At 58.2% G+C, this 20,385-nt stretch carries 18 protein-coding genes and 1 pseudogene; 6 read left to right on the forward strand and 13 right to left on the reverse strand.

Annotated elements, in window-relative coordinates; translation table 11 throughout:
* Positions 1-94: 94 nt before the first annotated feature.
* The 6 genes from QO002_RS00180 to QO002_RS00205 form a co-directional block, all read right to left on the reverse strand.
* Positions 95-502, reverse strand: coding sequence for a F0F1 ATP synthase subunit epsilon (locus QO002_RS00180; protein WP_307225495.1), 408 nt, complete (start codon positions 500-502; stop codon positions 95-97).
* A 116-nt stretch (positions 503-618) separates the two neighbouring features.
* The gene (gene atpD / locus QO002_RS00185; RefSeq protein ID WP_307225497.1) at positions 619-2,142 is read right to left on the reverse strand and encodes a F0F1 ATP synthase subunit beta; all 1,524 of its coding nucleotides are present in this window, start codon (positions 2,140-2,142) and stop codon (positions 619-621) included.
* A 24-nt stretch (positions 2,143-2,166) separates the two neighbouring features.
* The gene (locus tag QO002_RS00190; RefSeq protein ID WP_307225499.1) at positions 2,167-3,042 is read right to left on the reverse strand and encodes a F0F1 ATP synthase subunit gamma; all 876 of its coding nucleotides are present in this window, start codon (positions 3,040-3,042) and stop codon (positions 2,167-2,169) included.
* A gap of 26 nt (positions 3,043-3,068) precedes the next feature.
* Positions 3,069-4,598, reverse strand: a complete 1,530-nt coding sequence (atpA, locus tag QO002_RS00195; protein ID WP_307225501.1) for a F0F1 ATP synthase subunit alpha — start codon at positions 4,596-4,598, stop codon at positions 3,069-3,071.
* Complete coding sequence (locus QO002_RS00200) at positions 4,598-5,158, reverse strand: F0F1 ATP synthase subunit delta (RefSeq protein WP_307225503.1); 561 nt, start codon at positions 5,156-5,158, stop codon at positions 4,598-4,600. The genes atpA and QO002_RS00200 overlap by 1 nt, the downstream gene beginning before the upstream one ends.
* A gap of 269 nt (positions 5,159-5,427) precedes the next feature.
* The gene (locus QO002_RS00205) at positions 5,428-5,814 is read right to left on the reverse strand and encodes an AGROH133_08824 family phage infection protein (protein WP_307225505.1); all 387 of its coding nucleotides are present in this window, start codon (positions 5,812-5,814) and stop codon (positions 5,428-5,430) included.
* A gap of 392 nt (positions 5,815-6,206) precedes the next feature.
* Between QO002_RS00205 and QO002_RS00210 the strand changes: the two genes are divergently transcribed.
* Positions 6,207-6,716 (forward strand): hypothetical protein, encoded by a 510-nt coding sequence (locus tag QO002_RS00210; protein WP_307225507.1) that lies wholly within the window; start codon positions 6,207-6,209, stop codon positions 6,714-6,716.
* Between the two features lie 58 nt (positions 6,717-6,774).
* Here the strand turns inward: QO002_RS00210 and QO002_RS00215 are convergent, their stop codons facing one another.
* Positions 6,775-8,979, reverse strand: coding sequence for a primosomal protein N' (locus QO002_RS00215; protein ID WP_307225509.1), 2,205 nt, complete (start codon positions 8,977-8,979; stop codon positions 6,775-6,777).
* An 80-nt stretch (positions 8,980-9,059) separates the two neighbouring features.
* On the opposite strand from QO002_RS00215, the gene fsa reads away from it, so the two are divergent.
* Positions 9,060-9,713 carry a fructose-6-phosphate aldolase gene (fsa, locus tag QO002_RS00220; RefSeq protein ID WP_307225511.1) on the forward strand — a complete coding sequence of 218 codons (654 nt, stop codon included), beginning with the start codon at positions 9,060-9,062 and terminating at the stop codon, positions 9,711-9,713.
* 618 nt (positions 9,714-10,331) lie between these two features.
* On the opposite strand, the gene QO002_RS00225 is transcribed toward fsa, so the two are convergent.
* A complete protein-coding gene (locus QO002_RS00225; RefSeq protein ID WP_307225513.1) occupies positions 10,332-10,718 on the reverse strand; it encodes an SMI1/KNR4 family protein in 387 nt (128 codons plus the stop codon).
* A gap of 833 nt (positions 10,719-11,551) precedes the next feature.
* Between QO002_RS00225 and QO002_RS00230 the strand changes: the two are divergent.
* Positions 11,552-12,666 (forward strand): annotated as a pseudogene (locus QO002_RS00230) (IS110 family RNA-guided transposase).
* A 284-nt stretch (positions 12,667-12,950) separates the two neighbouring features.
* On the opposite strand, the gene tnpC reads toward QO002_RS00230, so the two are convergent.
* The 5 genes from tnpC to QO002_RS00255 form a co-directional block, all read right to left on the reverse strand.
* Entirely contained in the window at positions 12,951-14,549 is a 1,599-nt protein-coding gene (gene tnpC / locus QO002_RS00235) for an IS66 family transposase (protein WP_307225515.1), read from the reverse strand.
* Between the two features lie 74 nt (positions 14,550-14,623).
* Positions 14,624-14,968: an IS66 family insertion sequence element accessory protein TnpB gene (gene tnpB / locus QO002_RS00240; protein WP_037098231.1), complete on the reverse strand. Its 345-nt coding sequence runs from the start codon at positions 14,966-14,968 to the stop codon at positions 14,624-14,626.
* On the reverse strand, positions 14,965-15,351 hold the full coding sequence (locus tag QO002_RS00245) for a transposase (protein ID WP_307225521.1): 387 nt from the start codon (positions 15,349-15,351) through the stop codon (positions 14,965-14,967). The genes tnpB and QO002_RS00245 overlap by 4 nt, the downstream gene beginning before the upstream one ends.
* Before the next feature lie 75 nt (positions 15,352-15,426).
* The gene (locus tag QO002_RS00250; protein ID WP_307225523.1) at positions 15,427-15,672 is read right to left on the reverse strand and encodes an RHS repeat-associated core domain-containing protein; all 246 of its coding nucleotides are present in this window, start codon (positions 15,670-15,672) and stop codon (positions 15,427-15,429) included.
* A gap of 27 nt (positions 15,673-15,699) precedes the next feature.
* A complete protein-coding gene (locus tag QO002_RS00255) occupies positions 15,700-16,644 on the reverse strand; it encodes a transglutaminase family protein (RefSeq protein WP_307225526.1) in 945 nt (314 codons plus the stop codon).
* A gap of 370 nt (positions 16,645-17,014) precedes the next feature.
* On the opposite strand from QO002_RS00255, the gene QO002_RS00260 reads away from it, so the two are divergent.
* The 3 genes from QO002_RS00260 to ftsZ all read left to right on the forward strand — a co-directional run bounded on the left by QO002_RS00260 (position 17,015) and on the right by ftsZ (position 20,325).
* Positions 17,015-17,914, forward strand: coding sequence for a tyrosine recombinase XerC (locus tag QO002_RS00260; protein ID WP_307233039.1), 900 nt, complete (start codon positions 17,015-17,017; stop codon positions 17,912-17,914).
* 103 nt (positions 17,915-18,017) lie between these two features.
* Positions 18,018-19,094 (forward strand): TraB/GumN family protein, encoded by a 1,077-nt coding sequence (locus QO002_RS00265; RefSeq protein WP_307225528.1) that lies wholly within the window; start codon positions 18,018-18,020, stop codon positions 19,092-19,094.
* 202 nt (positions 19,095-19,296) lie between these two features.
* Positions 19,297-20,325, forward strand: a complete 1,029-nt coding sequence (gene ftsZ / locus QO002_RS00270) for a cell division protein FtsZ (protein ID WP_307225531.1) — start codon at positions 19,297-19,299, stop codon at positions 20,323-20,325.
* The last annotated feature ends 60 nt before the right edge of the window (positions 20,326-20,385 follow it).

The following is a 20,385-nucleotide window of genomic DNA, read 5'->3' on the forward strand; positions in this document are numbered from 1 at the left end:
AAAAACCAGGACGGAAACCGCGACAGTCCCTTTCACCAGGCAATAAAAAACCCCGCCGGAGCGGGGTTTGAAAAATGCGGGTTATCCCGAGCAATCAGGCAGCGACGACGATCTCATTGAGCTGAGTCAATTCCGAGAGGAACTGCTCGAGGCGCGTAAGGTGCTCGTCGCTGTGGCTGTTTTCATCGATCTGCGACTTGACGGCGGCGACGCGCTTTTCAATTGCAGAACGATCAAGCTCGTCGGCCGGAACCGCCGATTCTGCAAGCAACGTGCAACCGGTCGGCAGGATGTCGGCAAAGCCGCCGAAAACCACATATCGCTCGGTCTTGCCGCCGGCCGTCTTCACGGTCACGACGCCCGGCTTCAGGGTTGTCATGGTCGGGGCATGGTTGGCCATAACCGTCATTTCGCCTTCCGTTGCGGGAATGACGACTTCCGTCACCCGCTCGGAAAGGAGCAGACGTTCCGGAGAAACAAGCTCGAAGTTGAAATCAGCCATGATCATTCGCTTCTTCTGGCGCTACCGGTCACGACCGGCAGACAATTTAATCAAGCGGCGGAGATTATCCGGCGCCGGACGGCCGGGGCGTCAGACGCCCCGGCTTGGTTCTCACATCAAGCGGCTTCTGCAGCCAGACGCTTGGCCTTTTCGATCGCTTCCTCGATGGAGCCGACCATGTAGAAGGCGGCTTCCGGAAGGTGATCGTAGTCGCCGTTGACGAGGCCCTTGAAGCCCTTGATCGTGTCTTCGAGAGCAACGAGCTTGCCCGGCGAGCCGGTGAAGACTTCTGCGACAAAGAACGGCTGCGACAGGAAGCGCTCGATCTTGCGGGCGCGGGCAACGGCCAGCTTGTCTTCTTCCGACAGTTCGTCCATGCCCAGGATGGCGATGATATCCTGAAGCGACTTGTAGCGCTGCAGGGTCGTCTGCACCTTACGGGAAATTTCGTAGTGCTCTTCGCCGACAACCATCGGGTCGAGCATGCGCGACGTCGAGTCGAGCGGGTCAACGGCCGGATAGATGCCCTTTTCAGCGATCGAACGCGACAGAACGGTCGTTGCGTCCAGGTGGGCGAACGAGGTTGCCGGTGCCGGGTCGGTCAAGTCGTCGGCCGGAACGTAGATGGCCTGAACGGAAGTAATCGAACCCTTGGTCGTCGTGGTGATGCGTTCCTGCATCTGGCCCATGTCGGTGGCAAGCGTCGGCTGATAACCAACGGCCGAAGGAATACGGCCGAGAAGAGCGGACACTTCGGAACCTGCCTGGGTGAAGCGGAAGATGTTGTCCACGAAGAACAGAACGTCCTGGCCTTCGTCGCGGAACTGTTCAGCGATCGTCAGACCCGTCAGAGCGACGCGAGCGCGGGCACCCGGCGGTTCGTTCATCTGGCCGTATACGAGGGCTGCCTTGGAGCCTTCGCCACCGCCATGCTTGTTCACGCCCGATTCGATCATTTCGTGGTAAAGGTCGTTGCCTTCGCGGGTACGTTCACCCACGCCAGCAAACACCGAGTAACCACCATGTGCCTTGGCGACGTTGTTGATCAGTTCCATGATCAGAACGGTCTTGCCAACGCCGGCGCCGCCGAACAGGCCGATCTTGCCGCCCTTTGCGTAAGGCGCAAGCAGGTCGACAACCTTGATGCCGGTGACGAGGATCTGCGCTTCGGTCGACTGCTCGACGTAGGACGGCGCTTCCTGGTGGATAGAGCGCTTGCCAGACGTGATCAGCGGACCAGCTTCGTCAACCGGCTCGCCGATGACGTTCATGATGCGGCCGAGCGTTTCCAGACCGACCGGAACGGTGATCGGAGCGCCGGTGTCGGTCACGGGCTGGCCGCGAACGAGACCTTCGGTCGAGTCCATGGCGATCGTGCGAACAGCGTTTTCGCCGAGGTGCTGGGCAACTTCGAGAACAAGGCGGTTGCCGTTGTTGTCGGTTTCCAGCGCGTTCAGGATCTTCGGAAGCTGACCTTCGTTGAAGGTAACGTCGACGACGGCGCCGATGACCTGGGTGACGCGGCCAACAGCGCCCGCTGCCGTAACGACAGCGACTGGGGCCTTGGCAGAAGCTGCCTTGCGCGGTGCAGCCGGCTTCTTGACCGCTGCGGTATCTGTGGGGGTAGCTGCCTTAGCCATAATTCTTACCCTCTTTCCGTAACCTTAGAGCGCTTCCGCGCCCGAAATGATTTCAATGAGTTCCTTGGTGATCTGTGCCTGACGCTGACGGTTGTACGACAAGGTCAGCTTGTTGATCATCTCACCGGCATTGCGCGTGGCGTTGTCCATCGCGCTCATCTTGGCACCCATTTCACCGGCGACGTTTTCGAGCAGAGCCCGGAACACCTGAACCGAGATATTGCGCGGGATCAGATCACTCAGGATCTCACCCGCATCGGGCTCATATTCATAGACTGCGCCGGTATCGACCGGAGCGGCTTCCGGCTCTGCGGCCGGGATCAGCTGCAGTGCAGTCGGAACCTGCGAGATGACCGACTTGAACTCCGAATAGAACAGCGTGCAGACATCGAACTCACCCTTTTCAAAGAGCGAGATGACCTTCTTGCCGATCGCGTCAGCGTTCTCGAAGCCGATCTTCTTGACTTCGCGCAGATCGACGCGCTCGATGATCAGCGGCGCGAATTCGCGACGCAGGATATCGAAGCCCTTCTTGCCGACGCAGACGATCTTCACCGTCTTGCCCTGGGTCAGAAGCTTGCGGACATGATCACGCGCAAAACGCGCGATCTGGCTGTTGAAGCCGCCGCAAAGGCCGCGTTCTGCCGTGCAGACGACGAGAAGATGCGTCTGATCCTTGCCGGTGCCTGTCATCAGCAACGGGGCATCGGCGTCCCCGCCGACAGCCTGGGCGATGTTCGAGAGAACTGCACTCATCCGCTGCGAATAGGGCCGTGCGGCCTCGGCCGCCTCCTGGGCACGCCGAAGCTTCGCCGCGGCGACCATTTTCATCGCCTTGGTGATCTTCTGCGTCGCCTTGACGGAGGCGATCCTGTTTTTCAGATCCTTTAGTGAAGGCATCCGTTATCCGTCCTTATGGAACCCGATCAGGCGAAAGACTTGGCGAAGGCATCGAGAGCAGCCTTGAGCTTGCTCTTGGTGTCGTCGCTGATGGCCTTTTCCGTGCGGATGGTGTCGAGGATGCCCTTGCCTTCGGAGCGCATGTAAGACAGAAGCCCCTGCTCGAAAGCGCCAACCTTGTTGACGGCGATCTTGTCGAGGTAGCCGTTGACGCCTGCGAAGATCACAGCAACCTGCTCTTCCGTCTTCAGCGGCGAGAACTGCGGCTGCTTCAGGAGTTCGGTCAGGCGCGCACCGCGGTTCAGCAGGCGCTGCGTTGCAGCGTCAAGGTCCGAACCGAACTGGGCAAAGGCGGCCATTTCGCGATACTGGGCGAGCTCGCCCTTGATCGAGCCGGCAACCTGCTTCATCGCTTTGACCTGAGCGGCCGAACCCACGCGGGAAACCGACAGACCGACGTTCACAGCCGGGCGGATGCCCTGGTAGAACAGGTCGGTTTCAAGGAAGATCTGGCCGTCGGTGATCGAGATCACGTTGGTCGGGATGAACGCCGAAACGTCGTTACCCTGGGTTTCGATGACCGGCAGAGCCGTCAGCGAACCAGCACCCTTTTCGTCGGAGAGCTTTGCAGCGCGCTCGAGCAGGCGGGAATGCAGATAGAAAACGTCGCCCGGATAGGCTTCGCGGCCCGGAGGACGGCGCAGGAGGAGCGACATCTGGCGGTAGGCAACGGCCTGCTTGGAAAGGTCGTCGTAACCGATCAGCGCGTGCATGCCGTTGTCGCGGAAATATTCGCCCATGGCAGCGCCGGCGAACGGTGCAAGATACTGCATCGGAGCAGGATCAGACGCCGTCGCAGCAATGATGATCGAGTACTTCAGGGCGCCACGTTCTTCGAGAACCTTAACGAACTGGGCAACGGTCGAACGCTTCTGGCCGATAGCGACGTAGACGCAGAACAGCTTCTCAGCTTCCGGACCGTTGTCGTGAATGGCCTTCTGGTTCAGGATCGTGTCCAGAATGATGGCGGTCTTGCCGGTCTGGCGGTCGCCAATGACGAGCTCGCGCTGGCCACGGCCAACCGGGATCAGGGCGTCGATGGCCTTGAGGCCGGTCGACATCGGCTCATGAACCGACTTGCGCGGAATGATGCCAGGAGCCTTTACGTCGACGCGCGAACGGCGGGTCGCATTGATCGGGCCCTTGCCGTCGATCGGATTGCCGAGCGCGTCAACGACGCGGCCGAGCAGTTCGGGACCAACCGGAACGTCAACGATGGCGCCAGTCCGCTTGACGGTGTCGCCTTCCTTGATTTCACGGTCGGCGCCGAAAATAACGACACCGACGTTGTCGGCTTCAAGGTTCAGGGCCATGCCGCGAATTCCACCCGGGAATTCAACCATCTCACCTGCCTGGACATTGTCCAGACCGTAGACGCGGGCAATACCGTCACCGACGGACAACACCTGACCGACTTCGGAGACTTCTGCCTCCTGGCCGAAATTTTTGATCTGATCTTTGAGAATTGCGGAAATTTCCGCGGCGCGGATATCCATCAGCCGACCTCTTTCAGTGCAAGCTTAAGGCTCGAGAGCTTTGTGCGAAGGGAAGTGTCAATTTGGCGGGACCCGACCTTGACGATCAAACCACCGAGAATAGACGGATCAACAGTGACGTTGATCGCCACGTCTTTGCCGGTGACGCCTTTCAGCGCCGCCTTCAATTCTGTTTGCTGCGCTGCCGAGAGCGCATGGGCCGAAGTCACATCAGCAGACACTTCGCCGCGATGACGGGCGGCGACGACGCGATAGGACTTGACGATGCCGGGAACCGCGAAGAGGCGGCGATTGCGGGCAACGACCTTGAGGAAGTTTGCAACCAGACCGGAAATGCCGGCCTTTGCGATGATGGCAGAAATTGCCTTGAACTGGTCATCGGCAGAAAAGACCGGGCTGACGATCAGGCGCTTAAGATCGGCGCTCTCATCGATCATGGACTGGAAACGGTCCAGATCAGACCCTACGCTCTCCACGGAGCCTGCCTCGAGGGCAAGCTCAAACAGCGAAGACGCGTACCTTTCTGCAACACCGGAAATGAGCTCGGATGTATCTGCCACGGGTACAAGCTTCTCTCATTTTAATTCAAGAGCGATGTCTGCGGCGAGCCGTAAACCCAACACATTGAATTTGTTGCGATATTTGTCGGGTTCTTCAAGCCGGGCAGCTTGTTTCCCCCACAAGTCGCGGTTCGTCTAGCATAGGATATCTGGACTCGCAACACGCCAAGGCGACGAATGCGCGATAACTCGGCATCCTTGGGCCAAATTTTGCCAAAAATGAGGTTTGAAATGATGCAGTCGATTGCTGTGCTGCGACCGCGTGTCCCTCAGATCATCCCGAATACGTAAGCCAGCGGCAACGCCGCGAGCACCATCTGGATTGCGAGATAAATCCAGTTGAGAAGCGTATTGCCACCATCCGACAGCATGGAGAGAATGCGGCCGAAAGCCGCCAGCGCAAAGGCTGCACCCAGCGCCAGATAGACCATCGGCTGGGCGAGCAGCAGCGCCGCAAGACCGAGCCCCAATGGAAAGCCGCCCATGACCGAACGCGCTTCGGCATAACCGCCGCGGCGACCTTCGCGCAGATCAAGGCCAAGCGCGCGGAAGGCGACGCCGGGGGCGAAGAGGAAGATAAGACCGATCGCCGCAGTGGCAAGGGCAGCGCAGAACGCGAGGAACTCGCCGGTTTCCGTCGGGATATAGAATTCCATGGTCCGTATCCTCGCTCCATTTCAGCCATCCGACGCGAGCTTTATCCTAGGTCAAAAGAAAAGGGAATCGGGGACGAGGCCAGTTTCCCCGATCCGCTGTCTCGACCACGCCGAGACTTTCTGTGAGTGTCAGTTAGCTTCCTCGCTTGAGGACACGAAGCGCACTTTTGCGAAGGGTTGCCAATGAAGCCAGGCAGTAAAATGATGAAGAGACTTTCTTCACTGATATTCACTTTATCGCCTCGTATGCTGGTGGCCTGCTGATTACCGAGTTGGAAAACGGCAATTTGAATATATGGCCAGCGGACCTCTTTGAGAACACCATGGAGCAGTTGGCCGCAACCGATCCGGTAACGCACGCAGTTTTATCCGATCACATGTAAGAGGCGCGAGTGATCATCGAAGCGGCTAACGAGACACAGGATTGGGGTACCGGCCGCAAAACTATTTTGGCAATGGCCGCAAAATATAGCGTTCCCGCGCTTTCAAGCACGAATGATGCAATTGCGATCGCAGCCGCCGAAAAAGCTTTGAATTTGATTGAGCTTCTCTCCGTCCAGCATCAGGAGGGATGCGTTCACTTCTTGGATGGCAGCTTCTCCACTCCTGATTTTTCGATTCCGCAGGTTGGCAAGGCATACAAAATCTATTCCGAGGCATTGCGAGTTGCTTATATCGACGGAAAGTCCAACAAGCTTGGCGAAAAGCTGCCTCTCGAACAAATCGGGCCGATAGTGAGGGATATGCTGGGTTTGACAGAAAACGATGCCGACGCTCTTCAGAATCCTGCCAGCGCGGAACCCCGCCAGCTATGCGATGCATTGAAGAAGTTCCTCAACCTAAAGCTTGTTCCTCCATCGCAACGAGGGCCCTATGCGAGAACAATTATTGCCGGCGGATAATAGCTCATTCAGGTCACCGGATTTTTAGGCCGCACTCATCCGCTAGTAATCTGCAATCTCAAAGAAAACTCTGCGGATCGATATCCAGCTGCACGCTGATCGTGCCGCGTGGCTTCGGCCCGGCCGCGATCATCGTCTTGACGAAGCCCTGCATGTCGCTGTTGCGACGACCGTGAACGAGGAGGCGGAAGCGATGGCGGCCGCGGATGAGGGCGAGCGGGGCTTCGGCGGGGCCGAGGATGCTGATGCCGCTGACGTTGGGTGCCGCCTGGCGCAGGCCACGCGCATGACCTTCCGCATCGGCGCGGGTTTCGGCCGACACGATCAGTGAAGCAAGCCGGCCAAAGGGCGGCAGCAAAGCCTTTTCGCGCTCACTGATCTCGCGCTCGTAAAAGGCATGCGAATCACCGGAGACGATCGCCTGCATGACAGGATGCTGCGGCTGGTAGGTTTGCAGCAGGCCAAGCGACTTCAAGCCCGTGCGGCCGGCGCGACCCGTGACCTGGCTTAAGAGCTGGAAGGTACGCTCGGCGGCCCGCGGATCACCGTTGGAGAGGCCGATATCGGCATCGACGATACCAACGAAGGTCATCATCGGAAAATTATGCCCCTTGGCGACCAGCTGCGTACCGACAACGATATCGGCTTCGCCGCGCTGGATCGCCTCCAGCTCCAGCCGCAGGCGCTTCACGCCCATGAGATCCGAGGAAAGCACGATGGTGCGCGCATCCGGAAAATGGCGATCCACTTCTTCTGCGATACGCTCGACGCCCGGCCCGCAAGCGACGAGATGATCGAAGGTGCCGCACTCCGGGCAGGCTTCCGGCGTCTTCTCCGCATGACCGCAATGATGACATTGTATCTGGCCGCGGAACCGATGCTCCACCAACCAGCTAGAACAATCCGGGCATTGGAAACGGTGCCCACAGACACGGCAGAGCGTCAGCGGCGCGTAACCCCGGCGATTGAGGAACAGCAACGCCTGTTCGCCGCGCCCCACTGCCTTGCCGATCTGGTTGAGCAAAACCGGTGACAGGAAGCCGCCGCGCTCCGGCGGGTGGCGGCGCATGTCGACGACGCCGAGATGGGGAAGTGCGGCGTCGCCATAGCGCGTCGGCAGGTGGATCGCGGTGTAACGCCCGAGATCGCCATTGACCCGGCTTTCGACGGAGGGGGTGGCGGAGACGAGCACGACAGGGAAATCGCCGATCCGGGCGCGCACGACAGCCATGTCGCGGGCATTGTAGAAGACGCGGTCTTCCTGCTTGTAGGCAGGGTCATGTTCTTCATCGACGATGATCAGGCCCAGATCCTCGAAGGGAAGGAAAAGCGCGGAGCGTGCGCCGGCGACGACGCGCACGCCGCCCTCCGTCACCTGCCGCCAGACCTTTTCACGGGTGCGCGGGGCGAGGTCCGAATGCCATTCGGCCGGCTTCGAGCCGAATCGATCCTGGAAGCGTTCGAGGAAGCTCGCCGTCAGCGCGATTTCCGGCAGCAGGATCAGAACCTGCCTGCCCGCCTTCAGGGTCGCGGCGATGGCTTCGAAATAGACTTCCGTTTTGCCGGAGCCGGTGATGCCATCGATCAGCGAGACGGAGAAGCCGCCTTCCGCAACCTTCCGCAACAGTTCCTCGGCTGCAGATTTCTGCGGGCCTTCCAGCCGCGGGGGTACGAAATCCGGATCGGGAACGGCGACCACTGGCGGCGGCGACATGAAGACGGTTTCGAACACGCCCTGCGCCGTCAGCCCGTCGATGACGCTCGACGAGACGCCGGCCGCGTGGGAGAGGCCCGAACGGGTCCAGGCAAAACCGTTGTCGGCGGCAGCGATGGCGCGCGAACGGGCGTCCGTCATGCGCTCTGGCCTCATGTCCGTCAGCCGCAGGGCCTCGACCATCGGTTCGGGATCGAGCGCTGCTGGCGCGCGCAATGCCATGCGCGCCACGAGACCGGGCGGCGAGACCGTATAAGAGGAGACCCAATCGAGAAAGCGGCGCATTTCCAGCTTCAGCGGTGGGCAATCGAAGACGAGCGTGATCTCTTTCAGCTTCTTGGGGTCAACAGCATCCTGCCCCTCCTCGTCCCAGACAACACCCATGACCTGGCGCGGCCCGAGCGGCACCTGCACGATGGAGCCGGGCTGCACCGCCATTCCCTCCGGCACCGTATAGGAGTATGCTTTCGGCGCGGGCATAGGCACCATCACAGGCACGACCCGCTTGGCAAACAGGTCCCCAAACAAATCGGTCGAATCTTCTGTCATCGACCGTGACCTTGCCTTCGGATTGCGTTAAAGGAAACCCCGAAACAACAGCGCAGCCGCGTGGCCCAAGGGAGAATTCCATGAAGTTTTTTGTCGATACAGCCGATGTAAACGAAATCCGGGAACTGAACGACCTGGGCCTCGTTGACGGCGTGACGACCAACCCCTCGCTCATCCTCAAGTCCGGCCGCGCCATCCTTGAAGTCACCAAGGAAATCTGCGGCATCGTCGAAGGCCCGGTTTCGGCCGAAGTTGCCGCGACCGACTACGAGACGATCATGAAGGAAGCGGCTGTTATCGCCAAGATCGCCGACAACATCTGCATCAAGCTGCCGCTGACGCTCGACGGCCTCAAGGCCTGCAAAAACCTCGTTTCCGATGGCCACAAGACCAATGTGACCCTGTGCTTCTCGGCCAACCAGGCACTGCTCGCCGCCAAGGCCGGCGCGACCTTCGTTTCGCCCTTCATCGGCCGCCTCGACGACATCGCGATCGACGGCATGGACCTGATCCGCGAAATCCGCCAGATCTTCGACAACTACGGCTTCGAGACCGAAATTCTCGCGGCGTCTGCCCGCACGGTCAACCACATCAAGGAAGCCGCCCTGATCGGCGCCGACGTCGTCACCGCACCTCCGGCAACGCTGAAGGCCCTCGTCAAGCACCCGTTGACCGAAGCCGGCCTTGCCACCTTCCTCGCTGACTGGGCAAAGACAGGCCAGAAGATCGGCTGATTTTTTCTGGATTTTGGTAACATGAGGAACCCTGCGCCACCGTCGCAGGGTTTTTTGTTGCTATTCCTTTACAACAGTCAGTCCCGCCTCGATCAAAACATCACGTACAAACGGAATATCTTCGTTCGGCACACCCCATCGCCAACGATGAGATGTCAGATGCCGAAGAGTGCCGAACGGGTTTTCGGCAATCCAATCACCCAGATTTTTGCCTTTTATCCGACGATGAAGATGCCCTTAGGAAAGAAAGCTGATCTCAAATACATCTCGAAGCATGCAATCGAAATTCCGTTTATCATTATCCGCTAAGTACACGCCCCTGAATGCCTTAGATTGTTTTTTCAGCCGCTTGGGAGCGCCGTAAAACGTTTCGTCACCTGTCGCAAAGCGAGAGGAAACCGTGCCGGTTGCAAATGCTTTCGGTCCCCAAAAATAGGGCATGGAATAACCGATACAGTAAATTGGCTGAAGTGGGTCAGAGTCAGCAGAAACAGAAGTCCGCCGCACAATCAAGATTCAAACCCGAGCAACGCAACATATTAATCAGGCGAAATCGCAATGCAACCAAAATAATAAGCAATAATACAATTATTTTGATAATCATATTCTATAATGTATCTACAATTCGTTGTAAAAATTAATTTTTCTCATCAGTTTCTTCAAAAAATCCCCGAAACTTTCTGCATATATATCGTCTAAATGTGGAAAATATACCTTGCTACCATCGTTTTTTCTAAAAACCAAAACTGAATTATCGCCTATATAAAAAAATGGAATTTCATTATCTGTAATAAAATCCGGATATATGTCCCATTCATCAGAATCTTTTCGCAAGATTTCCGTTATATCTAATGTATCAAGAAAAACATTTTCGTGAAATTCACTAAATTTGCCTTTTATATCTTCTCTTAATCGCCCATCTCCAATTATTCTTAAGAATTGTAGATATGAATCAGGAAGTATAGTTCCGAACTCATTTTCGAATTTAAGGACATCATTTTTCATCTATTCGGGTGAAAAAATTTGGAGAAGTATGATCATCATTTTCTGATCTGTCATGTACAAACTGACTATACCAATTCAAGACGTGAGTATCGAATTTTTCGTCCATCTGAATTACCTCTATTTCCCGCCGAAGAGACCGCTAAAAAAATCCCGCAGTGAACTAAGTGCTCCACCTGTTTTATGAATTCCGCCTTGATGATTTCCAGCTCCAACCGGGGTCATATTCCACCAAGCATTTTTACCGCCGTCGTTAAGCTGACGAATGTGGTGAGCATCATAGAACCCCCCGACCACGGTGCCTTTGTGGCCAAGACCGTTTTCAACGTCTTCTTTAGTATATCTTAGGCCATGATTTCCCTGTCTGCCTCTCCCATTCCGCTTGCAGCGAAGCACGCCGATTTGCCCACTCTTTTCGTGCTGTGGCTAACTCCTGTCCAGTTATGCTTCCTACGGCTTTTTGGTTCATTCGCATGTCGTCGGCGAGATATTGTCGCTGCTTAGAGCCGATCCCAATTCCGCTTTTTTGCTCCAAGTCATTTAGATATCCGCGAATAGGACCCAGAGGATGGTCAATAATAGCCGATCCAGCCGCGGCAGCCGCCAGCCCGCCGATACCGGGGCCGCTTAGATTCGGACTGACGTCATAAATTGGTATGGCTTGATCATTTACGCCGGGATATGAGTCCAAAAAGTCGGGGATGTTGTCCCCATCTAGGTCTGTTGGATCGTAAGACCGTATGTCCGTCTTCGTAGCTGAGGTGGCTCGCCCTACACTGGTCTTCCGAGGGTTGCTCGGATAGGCCGAGCCGATCCTCATCACAGGAGGACGAGCCGTGGCAGATTATAGAGAAGTATTTGTCGGAATCGATGTTGCCAAGCTGAAGAACGCGATTGCTGTTGCCGAAGCTGGCCGGGATGGAGAGGTTCGCTTTTGGGGTGAGGTTGATGCGTCCGATACCAGCATGCGCCGTATCATCCAGCGGATAGCCGCAAAGTTTGACCGCATTCATTTCTGCTACGAGGCGGGCCCGACCGGGTATGGCCTCCATCGGCTGATCCAATCCCTTGGCCATGAATGCATGGTTGTCGCCCCATCATTGATTCCAAGGAAGCCTGGCGACCGGGTGAAAACGAACCGTCGAGACGCACTCGCGCTCGCCCGGCTATTGAGGGCCGGCGAGCTTACGGCAGTGTGGGTTCCCGACGAGGGCCATGAGGCTATGCGCGATCTTGTTCGTGCTCGAGCTGCTGCTGTCGAGACATTACGGGTTCATCGGCAACAGGTAGGTGCCTTTATGCTCAAGCATAGTCGCATCTATCCACGCAAGAAGGGCTGGACAATGCGATATCTGTGCTGGCTGCAGGAGCAACAGTTCGATCACCCCGCGCATCAGATCGCTTTGCAGGAAATGGTTGAGGCGGTCCGCATCTCGAAGGAGCGTGTCGAACGGCTGGAGAAGGTGATTGAGGAGTTTCTACCCACTTGGTCTCTTGCGCCCGTCGTTCGAGCACTACAGACGTTACGAGGGGTCGATTTGATCGTCGCTGTCACCTTCGCAACAGAGGTCGGTGACGTCACCCGATTTGAAAGCCCCCGCCAACTGATGGGCTATCTCGGCTTGGTTCCTGGTGAACGATCAACGGGTGAGACAGTCAGACGGGGCTCAATCACCAAGGCAGGCAATGGACGTGTTCGGCACATGCTGGTCGAGAGCGCTTGGACATATCGCCACCGCCGAAGGTTGGCGCGAGGAAGCTGTACCGTATGGAGCAAGCTCCATCGAGAGTGCGGGAGATCGCATGGAAAGCCCAAAGCCGGTTGACAGCTCGCTATCGTGTGTTGACCGGACGAGGAAAGCGAACGACGGTGGTTTGTACCGCCATTGCCCGCGAGCTGAGTGGCTTCATGTGGGCCGTTGCAAGGGAGGCGCAGTCGATCAAATCGTAGATCGCCGCATCGAACTTGCACCTCGCGCATGGGCGGAGGCGGGACAACGGCAGGGGAACACCCGTCATCCGCTTTGTGGCCGACACTTGATCGACGCCCGCAGTAAGATAGGAACAGCCCCGGACGCACAATCGGGAATGCGGTACCCAACCCGCGCATCAGAGCTTGATCACCGACGTCCTTGAGTTCCGCCTCCACCCATGCGCGATCATTACCATTAACAGCCGCTGCTTGAAGCGGGAGGTTCCTTGCGCTCAAAACATTGACAACGGACATCAGAGCGGTTAGCCGACCACGCTCGACTCGAAGTTCCACGGCATCAGAGCGTCGATATCCTGCGCGGGCCATCCGTTGGCCATGCGAACTAAGGTCTGTGTCAGCCAGGCGAGCGGATCGACGTTGTTCATTTTAGCTGTCTGCAAAAGCGTGGCGATCGTGGCCCATGTGTTGCCACCGCCTTCGCTTCCGGCAAATAGACTATTCTTCCGTGTGATCGTTTGGGGACGGATTGCGCGCTCGACGATATTGGAGTCAATCTCGATGCGGCCGTCACCGAGAAAGCGTTCCAGAGATTGTCGGCGGGTCATTGCATAGCGGATCGCTTCCGCGGTCTTGGACTTGCCAGAAACTTTCGCGAGCTCCTTTTCCCAGATGTCAAAAAGGTTGGCGACAATGGCCGCAGACCGCTCTTGTCGTGCGGCAGCACGGATGTTGGCATCCTTTCCCCGGATCTCGTCCTCGACCTTCCACAACTCGCTCATCGCCTTCACCGAGGCTGTCGCGGCGTGATTGATACCCCCCACATGGAGTTCGTAGAATTTGCGCCTGACATGCGCCCAGCACCCTGCCAACGTGATGGTTTCGTTGCTGCCGGCCTTGACCTGCTCTTTGACCATGCTCGTATAGGCGCCGTGCCCATCAACCTGGAGAATGCCGTTGAAGCCGCTCAGGTGACGGGCCACACAGCGCCCACCTCTGCTGTCTTCAAATCTGTAGGCGACCATTGGTGGCCCTGATCCCCCGAACGGCCGATCATCACGTGCATAGGCCCACAGCCATGCCGTCATTGTTTTTCCCGAACCAGGCACCAGGGTCGGCAATGTCGTTTCGTCGGCAAAGACCCTTTCACCTGCTTTAATCCTCTCCAGGATGTAATCGGCCAGGATCTTGAGCTCGAAGCCGAGATGTCCCATCCATTGAGCCATCAAGGAGCGGCTCAGTACCACGCTGTCGCGCAGGTAGATTGTTTCCTGACGGTAGAGCGGAAGGCCGTCGGCGTATTTGGATACGGCGATGTAGGCCAGGAGCCGTTCGCTCGGCAGGCCAGCTTCGATGATATGGGCAGGTGCCAAAGCCTGCAGCACGCCGTCACGGCCCCTAAACGCGTATTTAGGTCTGCGGGTGACAATAACCCTAAACTTCGGTGGGATGACATCGAGCCGCTCGGATCGGTCTTCGCCGATCAAAACCTTTTCCAACCCTTGGCACTCTTCAGGGATTTCAGGTTCAATGACCTCCTCGATACGCTCGAGATGAGCGGCAAAGCCTTTGCGCGGGCGAGCCTCCCGCTTCGGCTTGTCTTTCCGTAACTGGTCGAGCTCGCTGTCGATCGTCGCTAAGCCGGTTTCGACCTCCTCGAACGCAAAGTCGATCTGATCATCGTCGATTCCCAACCGAAGCCGTTCTGAGCGGGTGCCTTTCTGAGCACGCTGTAGAACTTTCACAATCGCAGTGAGGGTGGCGATCCGCTCGTCAGTGTCTTTCTTCAATGCCTCAAGCCGGGTGATCTCCGCTCGGGCAGCGGCGCCTTCTGCACTCATGGCGACGATCATCGCCTTGAGTGCATCAACGTCGTCAGGAAGGTCCGAAGCAGAGAACATCATAGCAGGAAGTAGATCACAAATAGTGATCTTTTCCTAGCGTTTACAGTAACATGCGTGAGATTTTTTGGATGGGTTCAACCCGTCGAAAGCGGCCTCCTGATTGTCGCCGGGCGGATCTTCTTCCAATCCATTCCGGCCAGTAGGGCCATGAGCTGGGCATGATCCAGACGGATGCGCGCCGCCGTCGCTGCCGGCCAGCAAAAGCCATTTCCTTCGATAACTTTCGAATAGAGACAGACCCCGCTGCCATCCCACCACACGATCCGGACACGGTCCTTCCGTTTGGAACGGAACACGTAAAGGGCGCTATTGAAAGGATCTAGACCGCCATCCCTGACCAAAGCCATCAACGAAGCCGCTCCCTTGCGAAAGTCGACCGGTTGGCAGGAGACGTAAACGACAACGCCAGACGCAATCATGCCCTGCGCACCGCCCGTAGGATCTTGGCAAGATGATCCGGCTCGATATCTCCGGCAACGCGCACCACGACGTCACCCATGACGATCTCCACCGGTGAACTTGCAACAGCTTCGACGCGCGCGAAACTAACCCTTTCATTAGCCTCTTTCGAAAGGGGCACCACCGATCCCGAGGCCAATGCCTTGCGACGCCAGCCGTAAAGCTGCGAAGCATCCAGTCCTGCAGCGCGTGCGATAGCCGAGACATTCGCCCCCGGCAGAAACGTCTCGGCAATCAGCCGCGCCTTCTCGTCATCCGGCCAATCGCGCGGCTTACGTCTCGACCGTACCGGTGTTGCTGTCAAAACCTCAAAGGCACGAGCCTGATTCACACTGTCGCTCATAGGATTCTCCGCATGATTCATGCCGAAAATGAGCCATTTTACGCCCCCCCCCGCTACGTGGGGTCGCCTGCGCGCTTACGTTGGATCGAGAGGCGGGCCACCATTGTGACCCATCTGATGCCCATTGGGATCACTCCTGCTGATCGGATCGTTGCCCGCATAGGCATAGCGGTTGGTCCCCACGCCCGGCATCGTCGGATCCATCGTGTCTGGCGAGATAAACCGGGCATTGGCCGCCGAGCCAAACGAGACGGACAACAGGCTGCAGATCAGTAGCAGACTGAGAGTGCGGGTCAGAGACCCGGTGGAAAAGCATTTCATGAACAAGCCCCCACTTGAATTAAATCATCATTGCGTCTGGCCATCTTCCGGCCGCCATCCCAATGCCTCCGCCTTGGCGAAGGCATTCATATTTGCTGCATACCAAGCAGCGGCCTGAACCTTCAGATCGGCCGGAATCTCATCCACCCGGGTATATTTCCCTGCCAGTTCCCGCCGCAAAAGGCCGCTATAGGCACTGCCTTTCTTCACCAGCCCATAGGCAAAGTTCGGGTGGTGGTGAAGCAGCACATCTGAAACGGCTATGGCATCTTCGAATGCGCCCATCTCGATCTGACGCTCGACCAAAGAAGAGGCGATCAGCGCGGTGGTCTCGTCATGCGAGAGTGGCCGCAGGTAGACACCATTCGCGACCGCTTGATCGGACATCGGCAGTTTCTGCCGGTACCAGACATCGCGGGTGAAACCTCCGCCGCTGGTCGCCTCCAGGTTCCAGATCCTGCCCTCGTCATCTGTATATTTGACAAGCACATGCAACGGCGCTTCAGCGAGGGTCATCGTGAGGCCGAGGCGTTGACCGAGCGCCACGAACAGGAGCGGCATCGTGATGCAATTGCCGCGGCGCGTCGTCAAATAACGTTGCAGCAGCCGGTTCACCGGCTTTTCGCCGAGCGGATCACTGAGATCATATTGAAATGGCCAGTTACCATTCCAGGCGCCGCTCTCGTAGAGATAGCGCTTCAGAGCAATCAGTTTTTCCGAGGGCTCGGCACCATGACCGGCCATGATCTCGATATCAGCTACAATTCGGCCGATTTCTGCAGCCACAAGCTGAGGATTGGAAGACGGATCGAGCATGGAATCGACCGCAAGCTTGACGGCGAGCAGATCGTGCTCAGGCGCAAAAAGCCCCTCAACCCTCCCTCCAAAGACTGGATTTCCGGCCGCCACGGGTTGCATGACGGCGAGAACAGCTCCAAAACAGAGGAATAGCCAGATACGGAACACTCTCATCGTCCACCTGCGGATTTTCAACCATAGGTGTATCTATGAATTCGATTCGGTCAATAGGCAGGCCGCTATTTCATCCCTTCATCCAATTCCCCGATCAACCGCATGATCCCTATTTTCTCCATCGCTGCAGATGAGGTGCTTTTGTGCATGTGCGCAGTGTCGATTTTGAATGCCCGACTCAGCGTGGCAATTGAATGGAACCGTTTGGGCGGCTGGATGGAAACGAAACCGGTTGCCCGACAGCCAGCACAGCAGAAAACAAGAAGGATGTTAGGAAAAGCACAAGGGCTTTGCGTGCAGAGTTCGTATCAACGAATTGTCTCGGAGCACGCCTGTGAACGAACTCCTGATTATCGGCCATCCCGAGTTGATGACCGAGCGGCAGAACTGGCTTGGGGCGCTGGCGCAGGAACGGCGGCTTTCAGCGAAGACCGTCGAGGCCTATGAGCGCGACACGAGGCAATTCCTCACCTTCCTGACTGGACATCTTAGCGGACCGGCAAGGCTTGGCGATATCGAGGCGTTGCGCCCGGCCGATCTGCGCGGCTTTCTCGCCGCCCGCCGCAAGGATGGTGCCGGTGCGCGAACGCTGGGCCGTGGGCTTGCGGGCTTGCGTTCCTTCCTGCGCTATCTGGAGCGCAGGGGGCTCGCCAACGCCGCAGGTGCAAGCGCCATACGTTCCCCAAAACAGCCAAAATCCCTGCCGAAGCCGCTGAGCGATACGGACGCACTGGAAGTGGTGACAGAAGGCGCACAACTGGCTGAGGAGCCCTGGATCGCGGCCCGCAATTCTGCCGTGCTGACCCTGCTCTATGGCTGCGGCCTGCGTATTGCCGAGGCGCTGGACCTGACCGGTAACGACTTTGCCGGCACGCCGACGGCGCTGCGCATTACCGGCAAGGGCGGCAAGACGCGGGTGGTGCCGTTGATTTCCGCGGCGAATGACGTCGTGAACCGCTATCGCGGCCTCTGCCCCTATCATATAGACGGCGATGCCCCTCTGTTTCGCGGCGCCCGCGGCGGCAAGCTGCAGCCGGGCATCATTCAGCGGGAAATGCAGAAACTGCGCGGTGCGCTCGGCCTGCCCGATACGGCGACGCCCCACGCGCTGCGCCACTCCTTTGCGACGCATCTGCTGGCAGGCGGTGGTGACCTGAGGACGATCCAGGAGCTGCTGGGCCATGCAAGCCTGTCGACCACGCAGGTCTATACCGGCGTCGATTCGACCAGGCTTCTCGAAATCTACGATCGCGCGCATCCGCGCGCCTGAACATCCGACGTCGTGATAAGATCGCATTAACCATCTTCGTTAAGCCGGGCGTCAAGGCTTGCGCGATAGGGTCGACTATCCATTTCTCCAGACGGGGCAAGCCATGCCGCATCCCATCGTTTCCTCCGCGCGACAGGCCGCCGAATATCTCGGCGACGCCGTCGTCGCGCTGATCACGACGCTGCATCTGCTGTTTGCCCTGAGCCTGATCGCCGCATTGCTGGCCGTCTCGCAAGCCCTCGCCGCCGATGCAAGCTGCGGCGGGCGCAACCTGGTTGATGAATGGCGGGCCTCCGATCCTGCGCGGCTGGCGGCCGTCGAGAAGGAAGCGGCCGATATTCCAAACGGCAAGGGCATCTTCTGGAAGATCGAGAAGCAGGGCATTGCGCCTTCCTACCTTCTCGGCACCATGCACGTCACCGACCCACGCGTTCTCGCCATGCCGACGGGTGCACCGGAGGCCTATAGGACCGCCGGCATAGTCATCATCGAATCCGACGAGATCGTCGACGAAAAGAAGGCCGCCGCTGCCGTGATGATGCGGCCGGACCTGACCATGTTTGCCGACGGCAAGACGATCGGCGACTTTTTGAACCCGGAAGAAAAGCAGACGCTGGAAACGGGCCTGAAGGAGCGCGGCATTCCACTGGCGCTGGTCTCGAAGATGAAGCCCTGGATGATCGCCAGCTTCGTGGCGCTTCCCGCCTGCGAAATGACTCGCAAGGCAGCCGGCGCTTCCTTTCTCGACAAGCAGCTGGCGGAAGATGCGCTGAAGAACGGCAAGACGCTGAAGGGGCTGGAGACGCTGGTCGAGCAATTGCAGGCAATGGACGCGCTGCCGGCCCAGTTCCACGTGCAGGCGCTGGTCGAAACGCTCGCGCTGGGCGACACGGTGCAGGACGTCATGGAGACCACGACCGAACTTTATCTGCGCGGCGAGATCGGCATGGTGATGCCCATGATGAAGGCCGTTTCAGAACAAAAAGGTCAGGAAACCGATGATGCCGATTTCGAGCAGCGCATCATCACCGACCGCAACCACACTATGGCAATCCGCGCCCCCCCGATCCTCGAGCAGGGCAACGCCTTCATGGCCGTCGGCGCGCTGCATCTGCCGGGGGAGCAGGGCCTGGTCGAGCTTCTGCGCGCTGACGGGTTCACCGTGACGGCGGTCAACTAAAGCCCCTCATAAACCCCTTTCAGCAAGGCACGGGATAAGCATTCCCAATTGTTTTTGGCTGTTCGCAGAGGGCCACCAAAAAAGATCTGCTACTTGCATATGTGCCGCCTCTCTGCCTTTTTGCGGATCTAACCTGCAGGGCAACGCTGATTCGCTTGCGATCGATCAGCCCGCCGCAGCTTTATCCCGAGGGACACGACGAATGAATGTGAAGAAGCCCGATATCTCGGAAATGAGACCGAAGATCACCGTGATCGGCGTCGGCGGTGGTGGCGGCAACGCCATCAACAACATGATCACCGAGGGGCTTCAGGGCGCCGAATTCGTGGTTGCCAACACCGATGCGCAGGCGCTTGCCATGTCGAAGGCGACACGGCTGATCCAGCTCGGCTCGCAAGTGACGCAAGGCCTTGGCGCAGGCTCACTGCCGGAAGTCGGCCGTGCAGCGGCTGAAGAATCGATCGACGAGATCATGGATCACCTCGGCGGCACGCATATGTGTTTCGTCACCGCCGGCATGGGCGGCGGCACGGGTACGGGCGCCGCCCCCGTCATCGCGCAGGCAGCGCGCGCTGCAGGTATCCTCACGGTCGCGGTGGTGACCAAGCCCTTCAGCTTCGAAGGCAAGCGCCGCATGCAGACGGCAGACGAAGGCATCGAGCGCCTGCGTGAAGCGGCCGATACCGTGATCGTCATTCCGAACCAGAACCTTTTCCGCATCGCTGACGCCAAGACCACCTTTGCCGATGCTTTCGTGATCGCCGACCGGGTTCTCTATTCTGGCGTTGGCTGCATCACCGACCTGATCGTCAAGGAAGGCCTGATCAACCTCGACTTCGCCGACGTCAAGTCGGTGATGAAGGGCATGGGCCGAGCCATGATGGGTACCGGCGAAGCGACCGGCGAAGGCCGTGCGCTAAAGGCGGCGGAGGCCGCTATCGCCAATCCGCTGCTCAGCGAAACCTCCATGCGCGGCGCCAAGGGCGTGTTGATCTCGATTTCCGGCGGCATGGACATGACGCTGTTCGAAGTCGACGAAGCCGCAACCCGCATCCGCGAGGAAGTCTATGAAGAAGCCGACATCGTCGTCGGCTCGATCTTCGACCGCAATCTCGATGGCGTCTTCCGCGTCTCGGTCGTTGCGACCGGGCTTGATCCGAACGGCATCGGTGCAGCTACCGGGGCAGCCGTAGAGGCACCGGCAGCAACTCCGACGCGTACGCTGCAGTAAGAATTCGCTCAATCGCGCCGATGAAAACTGGCGCGCGAAAGCACGAGACCTTGAACCCGC

The organism is Pararhizobium capsulatum DSM 1112, assembly GCF_030814475.1.
GTDB lineage: Bacteria > Pseudomonadota > Alphaproteobacteria > Rhizobiales > Rhizobiaceae > Pararhizobium > Pararhizobium capsulatum.